Genomic DNA, 1,820 nt, shown 5'->3' with positions numbered 1-1,820 from the left:
TCGGTGACGGCCGTCATGTTGCGCAGGTGGGCGAGGGTCAGCGGGGTTTCGCGGGCCATCAGCACCAGGGTGCGGCGTTCCTTGAGGGTGACGTCGGCAGCGCGGCCAATCAGCCCGGAAGACGTGCCGGTGGCGATCTCCGCCAGGGTACGCATCGAACACGGCGCGACCACCATGCCCAGGCAACGGAACGAACCGCTGGCGATCCCGGCGGCGACGTCGTCGGCGCGGTGGTAGTGGCTGGCGAGCGCAGTGACATCGGCCAGTTTGTAGTCTGTTTCGTGGGCCATGGTCAGCAGCGCAGCGCGGCTGATGATCAGGTGGCTCTCAATGTCCAGTTCGGCGAGCAATTGCAGCAGACGCACGCCGTAGATGAAGCCGGACGCGCCGCTGATGCCCACTACCATCCGCTGGCGGTTCACGATGCCAGGCCTTTGAGCAACACCCGCGCACGTTCGAGCACGTCCTGATCCAGCTGCGCCTTGATCCCGTCGAAGCCTGAACCGCGTGTGGCATCAAGGCCCATGCGCGAAGTGGTGCCGTTGACCGATGACGACGGATCCAGCGGACTGCCGGGCAAGCCATCGATCACGAAAATATCCAGATGCGGCTGGAAGTGCGTAGCCAGTGCCCACAACACCTGACTGTCGTCGGTGATGTCGATATCACTGTCCACCGCGATCACGTTTTTCAGGTACGGATCCCAGCCGAGCAGGGCCAGCATGACCTGCCGCGCCTCGCCGTCGCGGCTCTGATCCAGCGCCACGTAGCAATGAAAGTGGGTGCCGGAATTCGGGTAGTGCACGGCGGTGACGGTGGGGAAACGCGCCTTGAGCTTCTCGCTCATTTCCGCTTCGCGCGGCAGTCGGGCGAGGGTCAGGTGCTCGGCGTAGCGGCCGCCCATCACGTCCACCAGCCAGGCATCCTTGCGGCGCAACAGGGTGTCGACGCGCAGCACGTTGTTGGTCGAGCGATCCGATGAATAACCGCTGAACTCGCCGAACGGGCCTTCCTCGGCGTAGGCCGTCGGGTCGATGGCGCCTTCGAGAATGAATTCGGCGTAAGCCGGTACGCCGATGCCATAGCGCGGGGTCTTGATTAGTTCCAGCGGCGCACCGAACAACCCGCCAGCCACCGCGCGTTCATCGCTGCCGTAGGGCAAACGCGCCGCCGCCGCGAGCATGAACAGCGGATGCGCGCCGACCACCATCGCCACGCGCAATTCTTCGCCGCGTTCACGGGCGGTCTGCAGCATCCGCCACAGGTGTCCGCGCGAGTGCAGGCTGGTCGCCAGGGACTGGCGGGCGTGGCGCATCGAGCGGTGGTAGCTCATGTTGGCGATGCCGGTCTGCGGGTCTTCGGCGATGATGATCGCGTTGGTGATGTACGGGCCGCGGTCACTGTCGAAATGCTTGAGCATCGGCAGCAGCGCCAGATCCACGGCTTCGCCTTCGAACACTTCATCAAGCACCGGGCCGCTTTCCACGTAGCGCGGGGCGATGGGCTGGTTGGCGCGGCGCTGGAAGGTTTCGTGCAGTTGTGCAGGCGTTACGCCGAACAACCGGGCAATGCGGGTGCGGGAGGCGAACAGATTGGTCGCCACCGGCACCTTGAGACCGCCGACGTTTTCGCAGATCAGCAGCGGATCGCGGCCCTGTGCGGCGAGGGCATCGACCAGGGCGGTGACGTCCTGATCGGCAGAAATTGCTTGAGTGATGGTCAGCACATCGTCCGGGTACTCACGGCGATAGGCGTCGATGAACACGTGAAAGTCCTGAGAATCGCCGAGCGTCGAACGGGTCATGGTTTCACCTCGTAAC

General features: G+C 64.5%; 2 protein-coding genes. Both read right to left on the bottom strand.

The window, feature by feature from the left end; translation table 11 throughout:
- A partial coding sequence (locus tag DBR18_RS22480; RefSeq protein ID WP_218277868.1) for a UbiX family flavin prenyltransferase occupies window positions 1-407 on the bottom strand: 407 nt, incomplete at its 3' end.
- An 11-nt stretch (window positions 408-418) separates the two neighbouring features.
- Window positions 419-1,804 carry a UbiD family decarboxylase gene (locus DBR18_RS22475; protein ID WP_108591966.1) on the bottom strand — a complete coding sequence of 462 codons (1,386 nt, stop codon included), beginning with the start codon at window positions 1,802-1,804 and terminating at the stop codon, window positions 419-421.
- Window positions 1,805-1,820 lie beyond the last annotated feature (16 nt).

The organism is Pseudomonas sp. HMWF021 (genome assembly GCF_003061005.1).
Classification (GTDB): Bacteria; Pseudomonadota; Gammaproteobacteria; order Pseudomonadales; family Pseudomonadaceae; genus Aquipseudomonas.
This window is presented reverse-complemented; position numbering and strand designations above follow the sequence as displayed.

Bases quoted from the DNA above. Each gene is read 5' to 3' on its own strand.
- DBR18_RS22475 (WP_108591966.1), bottom strand. From the start codon at position 1,804: ATGACCCGTTCGACGCTCGGCGATTCTCAGGACTTTCACGTGTTCATC.